14 protein-coding genes are annotated in these 20,508 nt (G+C 76.8%); 4 read left to right on the top strand and 10 right to left on the bottom strand.

The features are described from left to right. Positions 1-33: 33 nt before the first annotated feature. The 6 genes from MN205_RS18170 to MN205_RS18145 all read right to left on the bottom strand — a co-directional run bounded on the left by MN205_RS18170 (position 34) and on the right by MN205_RS18145 (position 6,955). A complete protein-coding gene (locus MN205_RS18170; protein WP_255820670.1) occupies positions 34-441 on the bottom strand; it encodes a YsnF/AvaK domain-containing protein in 408 nt (135 codons plus the stop codon). Next, positions 438-1,253 (bottom strand): DUF2382 domain-containing protein, encoded by an 816-nt coding sequence (locus tag MN205_RS18165; RefSeq protein ID WP_242129768.1) that lies wholly within the window; start codon positions 1,251-1,253, stop codon positions 438-440. Before MN205_RS18165 ends, MN205_RS18170 begins: the two co-directional genes overlap by 4 nt. 139 nt (positions 1,254-1,392) lie before the next feature. Next, positions 1,393-2,562: an alkaline phosphatase family protein gene (locus tag MN205_RS18160; protein ID WP_242129766.1), complete on the bottom strand. Its 1,170-nt coding sequence runs from the start codon at positions 2,560-2,562 to the stop codon at positions 1,393-1,395. Beyond that, complete coding sequence (locus tag MN205_RS18155) at positions 2,559-3,209, bottom strand: DUF5998 family protein (protein WP_242129765.1); 651 nt, start codon at positions 3,207-3,209, stop codon at positions 2,559-2,561. Before MN205_RS18155 ends, MN205_RS18160 begins: the two co-directional genes overlap by 4 nt. A gap of 53 nt (positions 3,210-3,262) precedes the next feature. Then, complete coding sequence (locus MN205_RS18150; protein ID WP_242129764.1) at positions 3,263-4,108, bottom strand: carbonic anhydrase; 846 nt, start codon at positions 4,106-4,108, stop codon at positions 3,263-3,265. A gap of 132 nt (positions 4,109-4,240) precedes the next feature. After that, positions 4,241-6,955 (bottom strand): GNAT family N-acetyltransferase, encoded by a 2,715-nt coding sequence (locus MN205_RS18145; protein WP_242129763.1) that lies wholly within the window; start codon positions 6,953-6,955, stop codon positions 4,241-4,243. Between the two features lie 54 nt (positions 6,956-7,009). Between MN205_RS18145 and MN205_RS18140 the strand changes: the two genes are divergently transcribed. The 4 genes from MN205_RS18140 to MN205_RS18125 all read left to right on the top strand — a co-directional run bounded on the left by MN205_RS18140 (position 7,010) and on the right by MN205_RS18125 (position 14,341). Beyond that, complete coding sequence (locus tag MN205_RS18140) at positions 7,010-7,627, top strand: nitroreductase family protein (RefSeq protein ID WP_242129762.1); 618 nt, start codon at positions 7,010-7,012, stop codon at positions 7,625-7,627. A gap of 48 nt (positions 7,628-7,675) precedes the next feature. Beyond that, the gene (locus MN205_RS18135) at positions 7,676-10,159 is read left to right on the top strand and encodes a DNA topoisomerase (ATP-hydrolyzing) subunit A (protein WP_242129761.1); all 2,484 of its coding nucleotides are present in this window, start codon (positions 7,676-7,678) and stop codon (positions 10,157-10,159) included. Between the two features lie 361 nt (positions 10,160-10,520). Further along, positions 10,521-12,842, top strand: coding sequence for a glycoside hydrolase family 65 protein (locus MN205_RS18130; protein WP_242129760.1), 2,322 nt, complete (start codon positions 10,521-10,523; stop codon positions 12,840-12,842). Positions 12,843-12,985: 143 nt separating this feature from the next. Beyond that, a complete protein-coding gene (locus MN205_RS18125) occupies positions 12,986-14,341 on the top strand; it encodes an amidohydrolase (RefSeq protein ID WP_242129759.1) in 1,356 nt (451 codons plus the stop codon). A gap of 59 nt (positions 14,342-14,400) precedes the next feature. On the opposite strand, the gene MN205_RS18120 is transcribed toward MN205_RS18125, so the two are convergent. The 4 genes from MN205_RS18120 to MN205_RS18100 all read right to left on the bottom strand — a co-directional run bounded on the left by MN205_RS18120 (position 14,401) and on the right by MN205_RS18100 (position 20,451). After that, entirely contained in the window at positions 14,401-16,674 is a 2,274-nt protein-coding gene (locus MN205_RS18120; RefSeq protein WP_242129758.1) for a diguanylate cyclase domain-containing protein, read from the bottom strand. 132 nt (positions 16,675-16,806) lie between these two features. Beyond that, positions 16,807-18,375 (bottom strand): carboxylesterase/lipase family protein, encoded by a 1,569-nt coding sequence (locus MN205_RS18115; RefSeq protein WP_242129756.1) that lies wholly within the window; start codon positions 18,373-18,375, stop codon positions 16,807-16,809. A 50-nt stretch (positions 18,376-18,425) separates the two neighbouring features. Continuing rightward, positions 18,426-20,135 (bottom strand): phosphoenolpyruvate--protein phosphotransferase, encoded by a 1,710-nt coding sequence (gene ptsP, locus MN205_RS18105; RefSeq protein ID WP_308220306.1) that lies wholly within the window; start codon positions 20,133-20,135, stop codon positions 18,426-18,428. A gap of 46 nt (positions 20,136-20,181) precedes the next feature. Beyond that, on the bottom strand, positions 20,182-20,451 hold the full coding sequence (locus MN205_RS18100; RefSeq protein WP_242740404.1) for an HPr family phosphocarrier protein: 270 nt from the start codon (positions 20,449-20,451) through the stop codon (positions 20,182-20,184). Between the last annotated feature and the right edge of the window lie 57 nt (positions 20,452-20,508).

Below are 20,508 nucleotides of genomic sequence, written 5' to 3'. Positions count from 1 at the left end.
GGTTCACCGCACGGGGGCCTCGTCGTACCCGGGTCACGGAGCGGGGCGCTCGCCCTGCTCCACGGCCTCCTGCTCCACGACGACCTGCTCGCTGCGCAGGTCGACCTCCACGACCTCCTCGCCCTGCACCGTCCGCACCCCCACGCGCACCACCTCGACGGGCTGCACGCGCAGGGAGACGACCGGCACCTCCTCGTGGAGGACGATCTCCAGGGGCTCCGCGGGTGCGAGCCCGGCGGGGTCCTCCCCCACCGGGCCCGCTCCGGCCTCGTCCAGCGGCTCGTGCTCGACGACGAGCCGCTCGACGCGGACCGGGACCTCGACGGTGCGGACCTCGGAGACGATGCGCTTGCTGATCCGGACGCGTTCGCGCGGTGCGCGAACGGTCCGGGTCCGCAACTCCTCGGCCGAGCGGAGGACCTCGGCGTGCTCCTCGCTCAGCGGTCCCGCTTCGCAGTGGTCTCCTGGCCGGCGTCGAGGTCGATGTGCTCCTCGCGCACCTCGGCGGAGACGGTCTGCTCGTCCTGCACGGTCTTGGTGCCCATGCGCACGCGCTCGACCGGCGTGGTCTCCTTGGCGGCCACGGCGCGCTCCTCGTGGAGGGTCACCTCGTGCTCCTCCTCGGTCAGGTCGCCGCCGGACATCGCCGCGCCGCGGTTGGCCTCGGTGATCGGCTCGCGCTCGACCACGACCTCCTCGCGGTTGACCGGGACGGTGCGGCTCACGTTCTCGCTGGTGATGTACTTGCGCAGCCGCGCCCGGCCCGTCTCACGGGTCTCCTTGCCCACGCGCAGCTCCTCCTTGGAGCGCGTCATGGCGTCGTCGGTGTTCGGGCCGGAGGTGTCGTGACCCTCGCCGCGGACCCCGGTGCCGGTGGTGCCGGCCGTCTCGGTGCCGGCCGTCTCGGTGCCGGCCGTCTCGGTGCCGGCCGTCTCGTTGCCCGCGACGCCGGTGGTGACGCCGTAGTAGGCGTACAGGTCGTTCTCGTCCTGCTCGCTCAGCTCGTGGCCCGGGTCGTGGTGCGGGGCGTCCTTCACCATCGACTTGTCGAACGGTACGGTGACCGTGTCGCCGCTCACGACCGCCTGCGACAGCGGGATGAGCGAGACGTTGGAGCCGAACAGCCCCGTCTTCACGGAGACCCACTCCGGCTGGTTGGTCGCGTTGTCCAGGTAGACCTCGTCGACCTTGCCGATCTTGTCGCCGTCGCGGCCGGTGACCGTGGCGCCGTACAGCTCCTCGACGGAGTTCATCCCGGAGATCATGTCGTGGTCCCTTCCGTTGGACGTCTTGGCCGCTTTCGCCAATCCCTTGACGAGTGGAGGGGTACCCGGGGGCCGGGGGCCCAAACCCCCTGATCCCGGGGATCCGGCGCGAGGGGTCCGCAGGGGGTCAGAGGACCGCGGTGAACAGCGGCACGAGGCGCTCGTCGTCGGTGAGGGCGCCGTGCTGGCCGAGCAGGCGCAGCGCCTCGGGGCGCATGCGGGCGGAGTCCACCACCGCCACCGGGGCCGTCATGACGGCCAGCACGTCGCCGATGCGGCCGGAGACGTGCTCCTCCACGGCGCCGAACCAGCCGGCGTCGACGGCCTGCGCCCGGGTGAGCACCCGCGCGCGCTCGCCCAGCCGCCCGGACCAGGCACGCGCCACCTCCTCGGCGGCACCGGGTTCGGTGTACAGCTGCACGGCGCGCGGTTCGCCGCCGACGTGGCGGACGCCCGCGCGCAGCGCCGGCTCGTGGGCGACGTCCAGGCGCTGCACGGCCGGCACGTCCACCATGCCGTGGTCGGCGGTGACCACGAGCAGCGTCCCGCGCGGCAGCCGGCGCGCCAGCTCGCCCACGGCGGCGTCGACGCGGCCGAGCTCCTCGCCCCACTGCCAGGAGCCCACGCCCTCGCCGTGACCGGTGCGGTCCAGCAGGCCCCAGTACACGTACGTCAGCCCGCGCGGCGCCGCGCGCACCGCGGCGACCGCGGCGTCCACGCGCGCCTCCAGGCGCTCGGGGGTGCCCACGAACCGCCCGCCGCGCAGCGCCGCCTCCGTCAGGCCGGACCCGTCGAAGTGCGGCGGCGCCACCCGGGTGACGGGGACGCCGGCGGCCGTCAGCCGCTGGAAGACGGTGGTGTGCGGCTGCCAACGGCGCGGGTCGGCCGGCCCGTCCCACTGCAGCTGGTTCAGCAGGGCGTCGCGGTCGGGGTCGAGGACCTCGTAGCCGACCAGCCCGTGGGAACCGGGCGGCAGGCCGGTTCCCAGCAGGCCCATGCTCGTGGCGGTCGTGGTGGGGAAACCCGCGGTGAGGACGCGGTGGCGGCCGTCGGCGCGCCAGCGGCGCAGCGCGGGCGTGTGCCCGGAGCGCTCGCGCAGCGCCACCTCCCCCATGCCGTCGACGAGCAGCAGGCACACGCGGTCGGCGGCGGGCAGCTCCAGGGCCCCGGCGTCCGCACCAGCCCCGCCCGCCGCGCCGAGGGCGCGCTCGAGCGCCGGCATCAGGTCCGCGAGCGTGTCGCGCCCGTAGGAGGGCGCCGGCAGCACCGGGAGCACCCCGCCGTCGGGCGACGTCACCTGCAGGTGGCGGCCGACAGGGCGCCGGCGAACTCGACGGCGGCGGCCACCGCGTCGGCGCCCTCGGCCGCCCCGGCGACCCGCACGGTCAGGTCGTCGCCGGTGGCGGTGCCGGTGTAGCCGTGGTCGGCCTCGCAGTCGGGGTCGGGGCAGTTCGCCGGCTCGAGGTCGAGGCGCTGCACCGCCCCCCAGCTCAGCGTGAGGCTGACCTCGGCGGGCACCGCGCCGGGGCGGTGGTCGGCGGGCCGGGTGACGACCCGGGACAGGACCACGGACGCCACCCGTTCCAGCGGCACCGCCTCCGTGGAGCACACCGCGTACGGCTCGGGGGACGTCTCGTCGGGGCCGTGGTCGTCGGCGTGGGCGACGAGGAGCCGGGTGGCGGTGGTGGCCAGGACGGTGACGTGCCGGTGCACCTCCCCGCCGTCGAAGGTCGTCTCCTGGTGCACCAGGTGGGCCTCGACCCCCTCGTCGCCGAGGGCGGTGAGCAGGGCGTCGGCGAGCAGGGCCGGGTAGTAGCCGGCGCGCTCGAGGTCGGTCAGCAGCCGCGGCGGCAGCTCGCCGGGCCGGCCGGGGACGGCCCCCTCGGCGCCGGAGGTGCTGCTGGTGCCGTGCCCGGACCGCCGGGAGTGGGTGCGCTCGCGCATCCCCCCATCCTCCCCCACGCCGGGCCCTGCCACCGCTCGCCCCGGCGGGCGGGTCAGTCGGCGTCGAGGAGCAGTTCGCGCCCGCCCAGCGGCTGGAGCGGCCGGGAGTTCTCGGCGACCACGGAGCGGAAGTCGGCCAGCTGCTGCGCGGAGACCTCCACCGGTTCGCGCACCACGAACCAGGAGACCCCCTCCGTGCACGGCGGGGTCGTCAGCGACCCGGTGTAGCGGAAGGTCCGGCGGTCCTGCGGCAGCAGCGCCTCGGTGTCGAACCCGGTGAGGGTGGCCCGCTCGCCGGGTCCGGCGGGCAGGTTCGCGAAGTACTCCGTCAGCGCGGGGTTCGCCTCCCCCTGGCGCAGCAGGACCCCGACCACGGCGACGGCGCCGGAGTCGTCGGTGTGGACCAGGTGCAGCTCACCGGCGAGCGTCTGCCCGTCCAGCGCGTGCTCGGCCGGCTCGTGCAGGTGGAACTGCTTCAGCGCGTACGTCCTGCCGTCCACGCCGACCGTGGAGCCGGCCGGCTCCACGGCCTGGACCGTGTGGACCGTGTTGTCGAGCTCGACGTCCGCGGTGGCGTAGTCGAAGCGCAGGTCGGGCAGGGGGACCGTCGTCGCTCCGGCCAGGTCGACCGGCGACTGCTGCGCCGCGTCGGCGCACTCGGCGTACTCCTCGGACAGCGAGGCCCAGTTCGCCGGCCCCCGCTCCCCCTCGTAGGCGAACTCGACCTCCCGCTGGGCGCCGGCGGAGCGGACCGCGGCGGGGGCCGTGGTGCTCGTGCCCGGCGTGCTCGCGGACGGGGTGGCCCCGGGCTCGGGGGAGGTGCCGGGGTCCTCGCCGCAGCCGCTGAGGACGGCGAGGGCCGCGGTCAGGGCGAGGACCGGGGTGGCTCGGCGGTTCACGGGTGCTCCTCGGGAGGACACGGGCCGGTGCGGACCCCCACGCTGGCACCGCCGCCGGCACCGCGGCGCGCCGACGCGTGTCCCACCCCCCGACGCGGGCGCGGCCACTTGGGCGCGGCCACGTGGCCGCGGCTACGTGGGCAGGGTGCGCCGGTCGGGGTCGGCGCGGTCCTGCGGCGGCGCCAGGGTGACGGAGGCGCCGAGCACGCGCGCCCCCTCCTCCGAGACGAGCACCGGGGACAGCCGCAGCTCCGCCACCTCCGGCAGGGCGTCGGCGAGGACCGCGACGCGGGCCACGACGTCCTCCAGCGCATCGACGTCGAGCACGGGGCTGCCGCGGTGGCCGAACAGCTTCGGCGCCGCCTTCACCGAGCGCACCAGCTCGGCCACGTCGACGTCGGTCAGGGGCGGGATGCGGTAGGCCACGTCGCCCATGAGGTCCAGGGGGTCGCCCTCGACGCCGAAGCTGACCACCGGCCCGAACAGCGGGTCCTCGGTGCTGCGCACCAGGCACGGCACGCCCAGGCCGGCCATGCGCTGCACGGCGAGCACGTCCGCGCCCCGGCCGAAGACCTGGCGCATGTCGGCGACGGCCTCCGCGAGCGCGGAGGCGTTGGAGATGCCCAGGCGCACGCCGCGCAGGTCCTGCCGGCCGGCGAGCTCCTCGCCGACGGTCTTCAGCGCCACGGGCCAGCCCAGCCGCTCGGCGGCCGCGACCGCCTCGTCGACGCTGCGCACCTCCGCGCGCACCAGCAGGTCGACGCCACCGGCGGCGAGCAGGGCCTGCACGGCGCCCTGGTCCAGCTCCACGCTCTCGGCCGCCTCGTCCCCGGCGGCGGCCAGCTCGCGCTCCACCAGGGCGCGCGCGGCGCGCAGGTCCACGCCGTCGGGCGCCAGCGGGTGCCCGGGGTCGCGGCGTCGCCACTGGGCGTAGCGCACCACGGCGGCCAGGGCGCGCACGGCGTCCTCGGGCGTGGGGTACGAGGGCACGACCGGCACGTCCGCCGGCGCCGCGGTGCCGTCGGAGCCGGAGGCGCCGGCGACGGCCGCGGAGACGGTGCGGGTGCCCAGGAAGCAGGTGACGGTGGTCTTGGCGCCCGCCGCCGCGGTGCGGGCCACCGCGGCGGCCACCAGGGGGTCCACCTCGGGCGTGGGCGGCACCCAGCTGGCGACGACCGCGTCCACCCCCGGGTCGGTGAAGGCGGCCTCCAGGGCCGCCGTGAACGTCTCCACCCCGGCGTACGAGGGGACGGCCACCGGGCCGTGGGCGACCTGCAGGCCCCAGCTGACGCAGGCGTCGGCGGCGAGGGTGCCCAACGCGTCGGAGTTCCCGACGATGGCGACCCGCGAGCCCTCCGGGAGGGGCTGGTGCACGGCGACCTGGGCGACGTCGAAGAGCTGGTGGACGTTCTCGACCCGCACGACGCCGGCCTGGCGCAGCATGCTGTCGACGGCCTCGAAGGGGGCGCGGGAAGCGCGCACGGCGTGCCCGGGCGGCACGCCGAAGCCCGAGGCGCCGGACTTGACGACGACGACGGGCTTCTTGCGCGCCAGGGCGCGCGCGACCCGGCTGAACTTGCGAGGGTTGCCGACGCTCTCCAGGTACAGGCCGACCGCGTCGGTGCCCTCGTGGTCGAGCCAGAACTGCATGAGGTCGTTGCCGGAGACGTCGGCGCGGTTGCCGGCGGAGACGAACGTGGACAGCCCCAGGCCGCGGCGCTCGGCGGAGGAGAGCACGGCCACCGCGAGGGCGCCGGACTGGCTGAAGAGCCCGAAGCGCCCGGCGGGCGGCATGTCTGCGTACAGGGAGGCGTTCAGCCGCACCGCGGGGTCGGTGTTGACGACGCCGTAGGAGTTCGGGCCGACCACGCGCATGCCGTTGGCGCGGGCGATGCGCACCACCTCGCGCTGCAGCGCCAGCCCCTCGGGGCCCGTCTCGGCGAACCCGCTGGAGACGACGACGAGGCCGCGCACGCCCTGCGAGGCGCAGTCGGTGACGGTGGGCCCGACGGAGGCGGCGGGCACGGCGACGACGGCCAGGTCCACCGGGCCGGGCAGGTCGCGCACCGAGCGCACCACCGGCACGCCCAGCAGCAGCTCGCCGGGCTCGGCGTCGGCGTTGACGGCGTGCACGGCACCGGCGAAGCCGCCGGTGACGACGTCGGCGAGCAGGCGGTGCCCCACGGACCCGGGGGTGCGGCTGGCGCCCACCACGACCACGGACGTCGGCGACAGGAGCGCCTGCACGCTGCGGGCCTCGGCGCGCTGCTCGCGCGCCCGCATCACGTCCACGGAACGCTCGGTGGGGTCGATGTCGAAGGCGACCTCGAGCACGCCGTCGGAGTAGCCCTGGCGCACCTCGAAGCCGGCCTCCCGGAAGACGCCGATCATCTTCGCGTTCTGCGGGAGCACGTCGGCGGTGAAGCGGCGGATGCCGCGCTCGCGGGCGGCGGCGGCGAGGTGCTCGAGCAGGACGGAGCCGAGCCCGCGGCCCTGGTGGGCGTCGGAGATGTTGAAGGCGACCTCGGCGGCGCGCCGGGACCCGGCGCGCGCGGGCGCGGCGTCGAAGCGGGCGATGCCGACGATGTCCTCGCCGACGGTGGCCACGAGGGCGACGCGGTCGACGTGGTCGACGTTGGTGAAGCGCTCCAGGTCGCGCGTGGACAGGCGCGGCATGGGGGCGAAGAAGCGCATGTAGCGCGACTCCTCCGACTGGCGGGAGTGGAACGCCGCGACGAGCTCGGCGTCGGAGGGGCGGATGGGGCGGACGTGCGCGGTGCCCCCGTCGCGGAGCACGACGTCCGCCTCCCAGCGGGTCGGGTAGCCCACCGGCGGCAGCGGCACCATGACCGCCACCCTAGTGGGAGCCGCCCCGGGCGCGGCGGGTGGGACGATCGGGCGGTGGACTTCGGCGAGGTGCTGCGCCGGCGGCGCATGGTGCGCCGGTACGACGGGCGCCCGGTCGCGGACGAGGTGCTCCGGCGGGTGCTCGCCGCGGCGCTGCGCGCACCGTCGGCGGGCAACAGCCAGGGCCGCGACCTGCTGGTGCTGCGCGCGCCCGAGGACCGCGGCGCCTTCTGGGAGCTGACCACCCGCGGGCGCCCGGGGCCGGCGGGAGCGTGGCTGGCGGGGATGCGCACCGCCCCGGTGCTGGTGCTGCTGCTGGCCGATCCGGGCGCGTACGCGGAGCGGTACGCGCTGCCCGACAAACCCGGCCCCGACCGCGACGCGGCCTCCTGGGAGGTGCCGTGGCCGGAGGTGGACACCGGGATGAGCGCCCTGCTGGTGCTGCTCGCGGCGGTCGACGAGGGGCTGGGGGCGTGCCTGTTCGGGGTGCCGTCGGCGGCGCGGGACGCGCTGCGCGAGCGCTTCGCGGTGCCGGCGGGGCGCCGGTTCGTGGCGGCCGTCGCGGTGGGGCACCCGGCGCCGGGCGAGGCCTCGCGCCCCTCGCGCCCCCACCGGCGCACGCTGGCCGACAGCGCCCACGACGGCGCGTTCGGCGCTCCCTGGCCCGCTTAGGCGCCGCCGCGGGCGGGAGTGTCGGCCGCGGGCGGCAAGATGGGGGCCATGGCACGACGCACGTCCCCTCCCCCGCCACCGGACGCTCCCGAGCGCATCGTCGACATCGACGTCGAGCAGGAGATGCAGGGGGCGTTCCTGGAGTACGCGTACTCCGTCATCTACTCCCGGGCCCTGCCTGACGCGCGCGACGGCCTGAAGCCGGTGCAGCGGCGGATCCTCTACATGATGCAGGACATGGGCCTGACGCCCGAGCGCGCGCACGTGAAGAGCGCGCGCGTGGTCGGCGAGGTCATGGGCAAGCTCCACCCGCACGGCGACGTGGCGATCTACGACGCCCTGGTGCGCCAGGCGCAGCCGTTCACGATGCGCGTGCCGCTGGTGGACGGGCACGGGAACTTCGGCTCGCTGGACGCCGGCCCGGCCGCGCAGCGCTACACCGAGGCGCGCCCGGCGCCGGCGGCGCTGCTGATGACGACGGGCCTGGACGAGGACGTCGTCGACTTCGTCGCGAACTACGACGACCGCCTGAAGGAACCCGGCGTGCTGCCGGCGGCGTTCCCGAACCTGCTCGTCAACGGTGCCAGCGGCATCGCGGTCGGCATGGCGACGAACATGCCGCCGCACAACCTCGGCGAGGTGATCGCCGCCGCGCGCCACCTGCTCAAGCACCCGGACGCCGACCTGCCGGCCCTCATGCGGTTCGTGCCCGGCCCGGACTTCCCCACCGGCGGGAAGGTCGTGGGCCTGGAGGGCATCCGCGACGCGTACGCGAGCGGGCGCGGCACGTTCCGCACCCGGGCCGCGGTGCGGGTGGAGAACGTCACCGCGCGCCGCAAGGGCATCGTCGTGACGGAACTGCCCTACGGGGTGGGCCCGGAGCGGCTGACGGAGAAGATCGCCGACAACGTCAAGGCGAAGCGCCTGCAGGGCGTGGCCGACGTGGTGGACCTCTCGGACCGCACTCGCGGCCTGCACCTGGTCATCGAGGTGAAGAACGGGTTCGTGCCCGAGGCGGTGCTGGAGCAGCTGTACCGGCTGACGCCGATGGAGGAGACCTTCGGCATCAACAACGTCGCCCTCGTCGACGGCCAGCCGCGCACGCTGGGGCTGAAGGAGCTGCTCGAGGTCTTCATCGCGCACCGCGTCGACGTGGTGCGCCGGCGCACGGCGTACCGGTTGCGGCGCAGGGAGGAGCGCCTGCACCTGGTCGACGGCCTGCTGGTGGCGATCCTCGACATCGACGAGGTCATCGCCATCGTGCGCTCCTCGGACGACGCGGCCGCTGCGCGCGCGCGGCTGACGCAGGTGTTCGACCTGTCGGAGACGCAGGCGGCGTACATCCTCGACATGCAGCTGCGGCGGCTGACGAAGTTCTCCCGCATCGAGCTGGAGCGCGAGCAGGCGGAGCTGAACCGGCAGATCGCCGAGCTGCGCGCGATCCTCTCCGACGAGGGCAGGCTGCGGAAGCTGGTGGGCGACGAGCTGGCGCAGGTCGCCGCCGAGCACGGCACCCCGCGGCGCACGGTGCTGCTGACCTCCAGCGGGCCGGCGACGGGGGCGGTGACGGCGCTGGAGGTGGCCGACGACCCGTGCACGGTGCTGATGTCCTCCACCGGCCTGCTGGCGCGCACCGACTCCGCCGAGCCGCTGGGCACGGAGGGGCGGCGCACCCGGCACGACCTGGTGGTCTCCACCGCCCCGGCCACCGCGCGCGGTCACGTGGGCGTGGTCACCTCCGCCGGTCGGCTGGTGCGGTTGCCGGTGCTGGACCTGCCGGTGCTGCCGCCGACGAACGGGCGCCCGTCGCTGTCGGGCGGGGTCGCGCTGAAGGAGTTCCTCACCCTGGCCAAGGGTGAGCGCGCGCTGGGCCTGGTGCCGCTGCCGGTGGCGGGCGTGGAGGACCCGGACGACCCGGGTTTCGCGCTGGCCACCGCCTCGGGCGTCGTCAAGCGGCTGGTGCTGGAACCCCTCGGCAACCGCGAGGAGGTCGACGTCATCGCCCTGAAGGACGTCAGCGCCCGCAAGAAGGACGAGGTGGTCGCCGCCGTGCAGCTGCGCACCGGCGAGGAGGACCTGGTGTTCATCACCTCCGACGCGCAGCTGCTGCGCTTCAGCGCGTCGCTGGTGCGCCCGCAGGGGCGCGGCGCGGCGGGCGTGGCGGGGGTGCGCCTGTCCCCGGGTGCGCAGGTGGTGTCGATGACGGCCGTGGACGCCGACGAGCCGGACGCGGTGGTGGTGACCGTGGCCGGCGACTCCGGGGCGCTGCCGGGCACCCAGCTGGGTTCGGCGAAGGTCACGCCGCTGTCGGAGTACCCCGCCAAGGGCCGGGCCACCGGCGGGGTGCGCTGCCACCGCTTCGCCCGCGGGGAGGACGTGCTGCTGCTGGCGTGGGCCGGGCGCGGCCCGGCGGAGGCGGCGACCCCCACCGGCACGGCGGTGGCGCTGCCGGAGGCGCCCGGGCGCCGCGACGGCTCGGGCACGGCCCTGGACAAGCCCGCCGCGGCGATCGCCGGGCCGCCGCTGCTCTGACCCCGGGTGTGGCGGGGCGCGGTCCCGGCCCCGCCACACCCGGGGCCCGCCACCCGGAACCTCGCGGTGGGCCCGCCCGTGCGCGACGGCAGGTTCCTCGTCACCGTCGGGCGCGACCCGGCGCGTGCGCTGACGTCCTGCCGGGCGATCGGCGGCGGCACCGAGTTCGGGGGCCGGCGAGGCGTCCCCCTCTTCCCCGCCGGGGCGATCGCGTCCTCCCCGGTGGGGCGTTCGCGCTGCCGCGCGCGGACGCGGACGCCCACCGCTGAACCGCCGCCGGCTGCGGGTGCGCCGGGGACCGGCACCTGTTCGGATGACCGCGGTACCCGCCGGTGGACGGCGGGCGGAGGACGGAGGACGCGTGGGCGCGGGCAGGAGCACGAGCAAGGACCTCGGCGCGGTGCACCCGTGGGCGGTGCGCGAGGGCGAGCTGGACGTCTCCGCCCTGGAACGCACCGAGTCGCTGTTCACGCTGGCGAACGGCCGGCTCGGCGTGCGCGGCTCGCTGGACGAGGGCTCCCCCAGCGGCAGTCCCGGCACCTACCTCAGCGGTGTGCACGACCTCTGGCCGATGCACTACCCCGAGTACAGCTACGGGTACCCGCAGGTGCAGGAGCGCATCGCCGCGGTGCCCGACCCGAGCCTCGTGGAGCTGTTCGTCGGCCCCGAGCGCTTCGACGTGCGCACCGGCGAGCTGCACGCCCACGAGCGCACCCTGGACCTGCGCACCGGCACGCTGCGCCGCGAGGCGGAGTGGACCTCCCCCGACGGCGCGCGCGTGCGGGTCCGCTCCGAGCGGCTGGTGCCCCTGGAGCGCCCCGGGCTGTTCGCCCTCGACCACCGCGTGCAGGCGGTCGACGAGCCGCTGGAGGTGGAGGTGCGCTCGGCGGTGGTGTGCAGCCCGGGACTGCACCGGCCCCGCACCGAGGCCGCCGGTCGCGGCGGCACCGTGCGCCAGCGCACCGACGGCAGCGCGCTGGCGGTCGCCGTGCTCGTGGACCACGACGTCACCGGCCCCGCCGAGACGGAGGTGCGCACCCACGCCACCGCCGACCGGGTCGTCACCACCGCGCACGTGCGCCTGGAACCGGGCCAGGAGCTGCGGGTCGTGAAGGTCGCCGCGCTGGGCTGGGAACCGCAGGAGACGCGCCAGCACCTGCTGCCGCGGCTGCGCACCGCCCTGGAGGCGGGCCTGCGCGACGGTTTCGAGCACCTGGCCGCGCAGCAGCGCGCGGTGCTGGCGGAGTTCTGGGAGCACGCGGACGTGCGCGTGGACGGCGACGAGGCCCTGCAGCAGGCCGTGCGGTTCGCGCTCTTCCACGTCCTGCAGGCCGCCGCGCAGGCCACCGACCGCGGCATCCCGGCCAAGGGGCTGACCGGCACCGGCTACGACGGGCACACCTTCTGGGACACCGAGGTCTTCGTGATGCCGATGCTCAACCACGTGTGGCCGCAGGCGGCCGCCGAGGCGCTGCGCTGGCGGCACGCGATGCTGCCGGCCGCCAGGGAGCGGGCCGCCGAGCTGGGCCTGGCGGGGGCGACGTACCCCTGGCGCACCATCACCGGCCGGGAGAGCTCCGGGTACTGGCCGGCGGGCACGGCCGCGGTGCACCTGAACGCCGACATCGCCGACGCCGCGGTGCGGTACGTGCACGCCACGGGTGACGAGGACGCCGCGCGCGAGCTCGTGACGGACGTCGTGGTGGAGACCGCCCGCTCCTGGGTGGTGCTGGGCCGGGAGGACGAGGCCGGCCGCTTCCACGTCGACGGGGTGACCGGCCCGGACGAGTACAGCGCCCTGGTGGACGACAACGCGTACACGAACCTCATGGCCCAGGCGAACCTGCGCGCCGCCGTGGACCTGGCCGGGCGCTTCCCCGAGCGCGCGCGCGACCTCGGCGTCACCGACGACGAGGTGGCGCGGTGGGTGCGGCTGGCCGACGCGGTGCACGTCCCGCGCGACCCGGACACGGGCGTGCACGCCCAGGACGAGGGCTCCACCCGCCGCAAGCGGTGGGACTTCGAGGACACCTCGCTGGAGCAGTACCCGCTGGCCGACCACTTCCCGTACTTCAGCCTGTACCGGCGCCAGGTGGTCAAGCAGGCCGACCTGGTGCTGGCGATGCACCTGCGGCCGGAGGCGTTCACGCTCGAGGAGAAGCGTGCCGCGTTCGAGTACTACGAGGAGCTGACCGTTCGCGACTCCTCGCTGTCGGCGTCGGTGCAGGCGGTCATCGCCGCCGAGGTCGGGCACCTGGGCCTGGCCGCCGACTACGCCCGTGAGGCGGTGTTCGTGGACCTGCACGACCTGCGCGGCAAGACCGCCGACGGCCTGCACATCGCCTCCCTCGCGGGGGCGTGGCAGGCGCTGGTGGCCGGTTTCGGGGGGATGCGCGACGCGGACGGGCACCTGGCGTTCGCCCCGCGCCTGCCGGGAGGGCTGGACGGGCTGTGCTTCCGCACCCGGCACCGCGGCTCCTGCCTGGAGGTGAGCATCAGCCGCGACCGGGCCACCTACACCGTGGTCGCGGGCGGGCCGGTCGACACCAGCCACCACGGGGAGGGGTTCACCGTGCAGCCGGGTTCCCCGCGCACCTTCGACGTGCCGCCCGCGCCGGACCTGCCGCGCCCGGAGCAGCCGCCCGGGCGCGACCCGCGCGAGGTGCGCGAACGGGCGGGCTGAACGGGCGGGCTGAACGGGCGGGCCCGGCCGCGGACCCGGTACCGCTGCGGATCGGTTGCCGCTGTGAACTCCGTGTTGCGGCGCTCCCGCAACCGGCGCGGCGCGGTGGCCGGGGGCGGCGGACAGGAGTAGGCCTGCTGGACGTGGCAGAACCAGGCACCCCGCACCGGCAGGACCCCGCTGAGCCCGTCGCGCCCGACCGCACCTACCTGGCCTCGCTGCTGGCCGGTGTGGAGCGGGACGCGGCGAGTGCCACCCCGCTGGGCAGCGGCTTCGCCGGTGCCCCGCCGGAACTGCTGGACGCCACCGAGGCGGCAGTGGAGGGCCTGCGCGAGCAGTTGCTGGGGCTGAGCCACCGGCTGCACGCGAACCCGGAGGAGGCGTTCGGCGAGCACGCCTCGGTGCGCGCGGTGGCGGACCTGCTGGCCGGGCAGGGCGTGGACGCGCAGGTGGGCGTCCACGGGCTGGACACGACCCTGCGGGCGTCCGTCACCGCCGGCGACGGCCCGACCGTGGCGGTGCTCGCCGAGTACGACGCGCTGCCGGGCATCGGGCACGGCTGCGGGCACAACGTCATCTGCGCCTCGGCCGTCGGCGCGTTCCTCGGTCTCGTCCGCGCGCTGCGCTCCGGCGCGGTGGGCGGCACGGCGGTGCTGCTGGGCACACCCGCCGAGGAGGGCGGTGGCGGCAAGGAGACGATGGCCCGCGCCGGGGCGTTCGAGGGCGTCGACGCGGTGGTGATGCTGCACCCGTTCTCCTACGACGTGGCGGTGCAGCCGTTCCTGGGCCGGCGGCAGGTGCGGGTGACCTACCGGGGTGTGGCCGCGCACGCCTCGGCGCAGCCCTTCATGGGCCGCAACGCCCTGGACGCCGTGGTCGCCGGGTACCAGGGCGTCGCGATGATGCGCCAGCACATCAGTCCCGCCGACCGGGTGCACGGCATCGTGCTGGAGGGCGGGCAGCGGCCGAACGTCGTGCCGGAGCGGGCCTCCGCGGAGTACTACGTGCGCTCGGCGGAACCGGCGACGCTGGCGGACCTGTGCGCGCGGGTGGAGGCGGTGCTGGTGGCCGCGGCGGCGATGACGGGCTGCGGGTACGAGCTGGAGTGGGACCGGCAGCCGGCGTACCTGCCGATCCGCGCGAACCGGGAGCTGGCGGCGCGCTGGACGCTGCACCAGCGCCGCCGCGGGCGCACGGCGCTGCCGCCGGGGGTGGTGCCGGAGAACCTGTCGGGTTCCACCGACCTGGGCAACGTCAGCGTCCGGGTGCCCGCGATCCACCCGATGGTCGCGATCGCGGGCCCGGAGGTGTCGCTGCACACCGCGGAGTTCGCCCGGGCGGCCGGTGCCGCGTCCGGTGACGCGGGGGTGCTGGACGGGGCGGTGGGCCTGGCGCTGACGGCGCTGGACGTGCTGGCCGACGCGGACCTGCTGGCCGCGGTGCGCGCGGAGTTCGAGGGCGCCGGCGGTGCCCTGGACGTCGAGGGGTACCTCGGGTGAACCGCCGGGCCCCGGGGCGGGAGGGGACCGCTGCGGCGCTGCTGCTGCCGCCCCAGGGCCTACCCCACGTTCTTGTGGCGGTACATGCGGGCGTCGGCGGCGTCGATGAGGCCGGTGGCGTCCAGCCCGTCCTCGGGTGAGAGGGCGAAACCGATGCTCGCCCGCAGCGTCACGTCGCCCCCGGGGAGTTCCACGGGGACCCGGACGGCGTCGTGCAGGTGCTGCACCACCTGGCGCACGGAGGACACGTCGGCGGCGCGCAACCCGGTGAGCACGAGCAGGAACTCGTCCCCCGCCAGGCGGCCCAGCAGGTCGCCGGAGCGCACCACGGAACGCAGCCGCCCCGCGGCGTGGATCAGGGCCTGGTCGCCCGCGGCGTGCCCGAACCGGTCGTTGACCGCCTTGAAGCCGTCCAGGTCGATGAAGACGACCGCCACACCGGAGCCGGAGCGGGCGCTGCGGCGCAGTTCCAGCTCCAGGTGGTCCAGCAGGTGGGCACGGTTGGGCAGCCCGGTCAGCACGTCGTGGTGGGCCAGGTGCACGGTGCGCGCCTCGCGCTCCACGCGGTCGCTGACGTCGGCCTGGTTGCCGATGAAGTGCGTCAGCCGGCCCTCGGCGTCGTGCACCGGGCTGACGGTCACCTCGTTCCAGAAGGTGCTGCCGTCGCGGCGGTGGTTCAGCAGGGTCGTGCGCACGCCGCGGCCGGCCAGCAGGCGCCGGGCGATGACCCTCACCTGCACCGGGTCGGTGCCCGGGCCCTGCAGGAACCGGCAGTTGCGGCCCAGGCACTCCTCGGCGGAGTAGCCGGTCAGCTCCTCGAAGGCGGCGTTGACGTACACCAGCGGCTGGTCCGGTGCGGTGGCGTCGGCGATCACGATGCCGTTGCTGGCGGTGGCGATCGCCCGCGTCAGCAGCGCCGGCAACCGCTCGGCCGGCACGCCCAGCAGCGTCGGCCGCTCCCCCTCCCGCTGCCGCGCCGCGGACCCCGGCCCGGGCGGCGGACCGGCCACCTCGGCGGTCCCCGGTGCAGCGGTGCTGCCGGTGGGCGGCTGCACCCGGGACATCAGCAGACGGGCGGCCTCGACGACCTGGTCCCGCTCGTAGCTGAGGACGTACTCCATGGGGCGCCCGCCCGCCGGGCCCGGGGGGCCGGCGCCGGCGGCCGGTGCGGTGACGTCGCGGGCGGCCAGGGCCGCGGCGAAGTGCGGTGAGACGACCGTGACCACCCACTGCCGGCTCATCGGGTCGTCCTCGTGCAGGGCGGTGCCGTGCACGCCCGGCGCGGGCTCGGGGACGACGCCGGGCCCCAGGACGGCGGTCAGGGAGCAGACCGAGGCCAGGGCCTCGTAGCGACGCAGGGTCGCGGTGGTCAGGGAGTCGGCGTCCTGGAAGCAGGCCAGCACCACGGCCGTCTCGTCCAGCAGCATCGCCTGCCGCTCCACCTGCCGCGTCAGGGCCGCCAGCAGGTCCGGTGCGGTGGGTTGAGCCGGGACGCGGCGGTTGAGCACCTCGAAGACCGTCTCGGCCGGCGAGGGGACCACCGGCGCCGGCGGCAGGCGCAGGGGCGCCCCCCACCGCTGCGGCGGGGGCCCGGGGTGGGCGAAGTGCCAGCCCTGCCCCAGGCGGGCGCCCATGCTCAGCGCCCGGCGCAGGTGCTCGGCGGTCTCGATGCCCTCGGCCAGCACCAGTGCGCCGCAGCGCTGCGCCTCCGCCTGCACGGCGTTGACGACGGCGGCCACGTCCAGGGAGGGCCGGGCCCGCACCAGCGCCAGGTCCAGCTTGATCACCTCGGGGCGCAGGAACGGCATCAGCGCCAGCGCGGCCGGTTCGGCACCCACGTCGTCCAGCGCCACCGCCCAGCCCAGCTCGCGCACCCGGCGCACCCCCGCCAGCAGCTGCGCCGGGTGCTGCAGGAGGTCCCGCTCGGTCACCTCCACCACCACCTGGACCCCGGCGGGCACCACCGCGGCGACCTCCGCCAGGGCCCGTCGCGACAGCGCCGCCAGCGTGGGGGGCTCGACGTTGACGAACAGGGTCGCCCCCGCGGGCAGGCCCCCGGCCGAGGCGGCGACGTGGCGCAGGCACGCCTCGTCCAGGCGGAGCACCGCCGTGCTGCCGCACGCAGCGGCGTCGGCGAACAACTGCGCGGGGCTCAGCCGCTCGGCTCCCCGCCGGCCGCGCACCAGACCCTCGACGGCCACCGCGTCACCGTTGCGCAGGTCCACGATGGGCTGGTGCACCACGAGCAGGCGGGTGCCCTCACCGGGTTCGTGCTCCGCGGCGTCCTGCCGGCCCGGGTGGGGCGCAGGAGGTTCGGGAGGGTGCGTCGTCACCGCTCCACCACCCTCCCCGCTCTCACCGTCGCCGTCCCCGCTGCTCCCGGCGGGGCCACCTCTCCCGCGGACCCTAGGGACATCGCGGGGCGGTGTCGCGCCGGGTGCGGCACCGCCGGCGCGGTGGTCCGCTCAGCGGCGCACCGCCGCCGCGTCCCCGAGCAGCTCGTCCCACAGCGCGTCGCGCGGGCCCGGCGCGTCCTCCAGCGCGTCCCTGGAACCCCACACCCTCACGGTCCCGCCGTCGGCGCCGAGCGCGGGCCAGCCGGGGTCGCCGCCGGCGGCGAAGCCCGTCCAGGCGGCGACCGCGCGCCGCGACAGCGCCGCCGCGGCCGGGGTGGGCCACACGCCCGGCACCCGCGCGCCCAGCACCGGCAGCCGACGGGCCAGCGGCAGGACGGGCACGGCGTGCAGGAACTGCTCCATCGCTTCCGGGTTGCCGAACCAGAACGGCACGTCCAGCGCGTGGGTCGCACCGAACCGGCCGCCGAGGGCGGGGCTGCGCCAGGTGAACCGGGACAGGAACGTCAGCCCGCCGCGAGCGGCGTGGGCACGGGCGAAGCGGCGGGAGGGCTGCGCGAAGACCGCGTCGGTCAGCAGGGCGTCGCCCACCGCCCCGGGGGAGGCGCCGGGCAGCAGCTCCCGGTAGCGCTCCACCGCGGACGACGGCAGCCCGACGGCGGCGGCGAACGCCTCCAGGTCGCCGCGGGTGCGGGCCACGGGCGCGAACCCGCTGCGGGAGAACAGCGTCCACTCGTCGGCCTGGTGGTTCACCAGCAGCGGCACGGCCGGGTCACCACCGGCGTCCGGCCCCTCGGTGAAGGACCCGCGCACGAGGTCGCCGTCGACCACCGGGTGGTACAGCAGCGGGACGGCGTCGCGCGGGTCGCCGCTCGCGGCGGCACCGGCGAGCCGGTCCTGCGCGACGGTGTCGGAGGCGGCCAGCAGGCGCACCGGCGGCAGCCCGCCGAGGCCGGCGAGGGTCGCCGGCACCCGCGCCGCGGCGGCGACCTGCGCGGTCGTGCGGCGGGCCCGTTCCACGGTGAGCAGCTCACCCGTGACGGACGCGGCGATCGCGCGGGAGAACAGCCCGCGCGCTGCGGGCGCGCACAGCAGCGCGGCGACGGATGCGGCACCGGCGGACTCCCCCGCGATCGTCACCCGCGCCGGGTCGCCGCCGAACGCCGCGACCTCGCGCGCCACCCAGCGCAGCGCGGCGACCTGGTCGAGCAGCCCGCGGTTCTCCGGGGCACCGGCCACGGAGCCGAAACCCTCGAAGCCCAGCCGGTAGTTGGGGCTGACGACGACGAACCCGCGCGCCACCCACGCCGCCGGGAAGTACGCCGGCGCGGAGCCGGAACCGCTGATCCAGCCGCCACCGTGCAACCACACCAGGACGGGCAGCCCCCGCGCCGCGCGGCCGGCGGCGCTCACGTGCACGTCCAGCGTCAGGTGGTCGTCCCCGGCGGCCGGGTTCCAGCCGTAGCCGGAACGCGGGTCCTGGGGGGCGACGGGCGAGGGGCGGCTCGCGTCGCGCACCCCCGCCCAGGGCTCGGCCGGCTGCGGGGCCCGGAACCGCAGCGCGCCCACCGGGGGCGCGGCGTAGGGGACGCCGCGGAAGGAGAGCACCCCGCGGTGCGGCGCACCGGCGCGCACCGCACCGGCCCGCGTCCGCACGACCCGCCCGGTGTCCCGACCCAACGTCGCCCCCTCCTCCCGCCCGGTCCGGTGGGCACCGGGCCGCGGGCACGCTACAGCGCGCGGACCCCGGGGTCGGCGAGGGCCGCGACGGTCGCGTGCGCGGCCTCGGGCGACTCGGCGGCCAGCGCGGCACGGGCCATCTGGCGGCAGGTGGCGACGGTGGTGCGCGCCAGGGCGAAGCGGACGGCGGGCACGGCGGCCGACGCCATCGACAGGCTGGTGACGCCCAGGCCGACGAGCACGAGGGCCAGCAGCGGGTCGCGGGCGGCCTCACCGCAGACGCCGACGGGCCTGCCCGCGGTGGCGCCGGCCTCGCCGGTCAGGGCGACGAGCTGCAGCACGGCCGGCTGCCAGGGGTCCAGCAGCTCGGCCAGCTCCCCGGCGAGGCGGTCGGCGGCCATCGCGTACTGGGTGAGGTCGTTGGTGCCGATGCTGACGAAGTCCAGCCCGGCGGCCAGCAGGGCCGGCGCGCGCAGCGCCGCGGCGGGCACCTCGACCATGGCGCCGACGGTGCGCAGGCCGGCGGCGCGGGCCTGCGCGGCGAAGTCCGCCGCCTCGGCCGGGGTGGCGACCATGGGGGCCATCACCCACGGGTCGGTGCCGGTGCGCTGCGCGGCGGCGGCGAGGGCGCGCAGCTGGGTGGTGAGCAGCTGCGGGTGGCGGCGGGCGGTCCGCAGCCCCCGCACGCCGAGCGCGGGGTTCTCCTCCGGCTCGACCTCGACGAACGCCAGCGGCTTGTCGGCGCCGGCGTCCAGGGTGCGCACGACGACCTTGCGGCCGGCGAAGGCGGCGAGCACCCGGGCGTAGGCGTCCGCCTGCTCGGCCTCGGTGGGCTCGGCGGCGCGGTCCAGGAACAGGACCTCGGTGCGGAAGAGCCCGACACCCTCCACGGCGGCCGCGCCGGGACCTGCGGCGGCGCGCTCGGCGTCCTCGACGGTGCCGACGTTGGCGAGCAGCTGCACGGCGACGCCGTCAGCGGTGCGGCCCGGACCGCCGGGGGCCTGCGCCAGCGCGGCGCGGGCGGCGCGGCGGGCCTCGACGCGCTCGACGAGCTCGGCGTCGGGCGCGGGGGTGACGGTGCCCTCGCGCGCGTCCAGGACCACCCGCTCCCCCGCCGGCAGCGCCAGGGCGCCGGCCACCCGCACCACGCACGGCACGTCGAGCTGCGCGGCGATGATCGCGGTGTGGCTGGTGGGTCCGCCCAGCTCGGTGATGATCCCGACGACCTTCGTCAGGTCGAGCGTGGCGGTGTCGGCGGGCGCCAGGTCGGCGGCGACGACGACGGAGGGGCCGTGCAGGTCGGGCACGCCCGGCTGCGGCAGGCCCAGCACGTGGGCGACGACGCGGTCGCGCACGTCGCGCAGGTCGGTGACCCGTTCGGCCAGGTACGGCCCGGAGGCGGCGAGGACCTCGCAGAAACCCTCCACGGCGGCGTCGACGGAGCCGGCCGGGCCGGTGCCGGCGACGATGCGCCGCTCGACGTCGCCGAGCAGGCCGGGGTCCTCGGCCATCAGGGCGGTGGCCCGCAGCACGTCGGCGCTGGTGCCGCCGGCCGCCTCGGCGCGCTCGCGCAGCGTGGCGGCGACGGCAGCGAACGCCTCGCGCACCGCGGCGGTCGCGGCGGCCGGGTCGGCCGCGGCGGGCTCGTCGGCCGGCGGGCGCGCGGCCGGGGCGACGAGCACGACGGTGCCGACGGCAGCGGAGGTGCCGACGCCCACGCCGGTCAGCACGGCGGGCGTCGCGGGTTCGGTGAGCGTCACGGCGGGGTCCTCGGGGTCGTCGGGGTCGGGAGGGCGGAAGGGGTTCTCAGGCGGCGTCGTGGTCGGTCTCGACCACGGCGGCCAGCTGCTCCAGAGCCTGCTCGGCGCCGTCGCCGTCGGCGGCCAGGGTGACGGTCTCGCCGTGCTGGGCGCCGAGCCCCATGACCATGAGGATGCTGCGGGCGTCGACGGGCGTGCCGCCCTCCGGGGCGATCGTGACGGGCAGCCCGGTGGCGACGGCGGCCTGGACGAACAGGGACGCGGGGCGGGCGTGCAGGCCGACGCGGGAGCCGACGACGGCGGTGCGGGTGGGCACGGGGTCCTCCGGGAGGGTCTCGGTGTTCCGGGCCCCGGGGGTTCCGGGGCCGGGGGG

Source organism: Kineococcus sp. TRM81007, from assembly GCF_022669155.1.
GTDB lineage: Bacteria > Actinomycetota > Actinomycetes > Actinomycetales > Kineococcaceae > Kineococcus.
The sequence above is the reverse complement of the archived record's forward strand: the minus strand, read 5'-3'. Positions and strand labels throughout refer to the sequence as shown.

What these genes read in the sequence shown, in the direction of transcription:
- MN205_RS18165 (WP_242129768.1), bottom strand. Translation starts at nt 1,253, where the DNA reads ATGAACTCCGTCGAGGAGCTGTACGGCGCCACGGTCACCGGCCGCGAC.
- MN205_RS18155 (WP_242129765.1), bottom strand. Translation starts at nt 3,209, where the DNA reads ATGCGCGAGCGCACCCACTCCCGGCGGTCCGGGCACGGCACCAGCAGC.
- MN205_RS18145 (WP_242129763.1), bottom strand. Translation starts at nt 6,955, where the DNA reads ATGGTGCCGCTGCCGCCGGTGGGCTACCCGACCCGCTGGGAGGCGGAC.
- MN205_RS18135 (WP_242129761.1), top strand. Translation starts at nt 7,676, where the DNA reads ATGGCACGACGCACGTCCCCTCCCCCGCCACCGGACGCTCCCGAGCGC.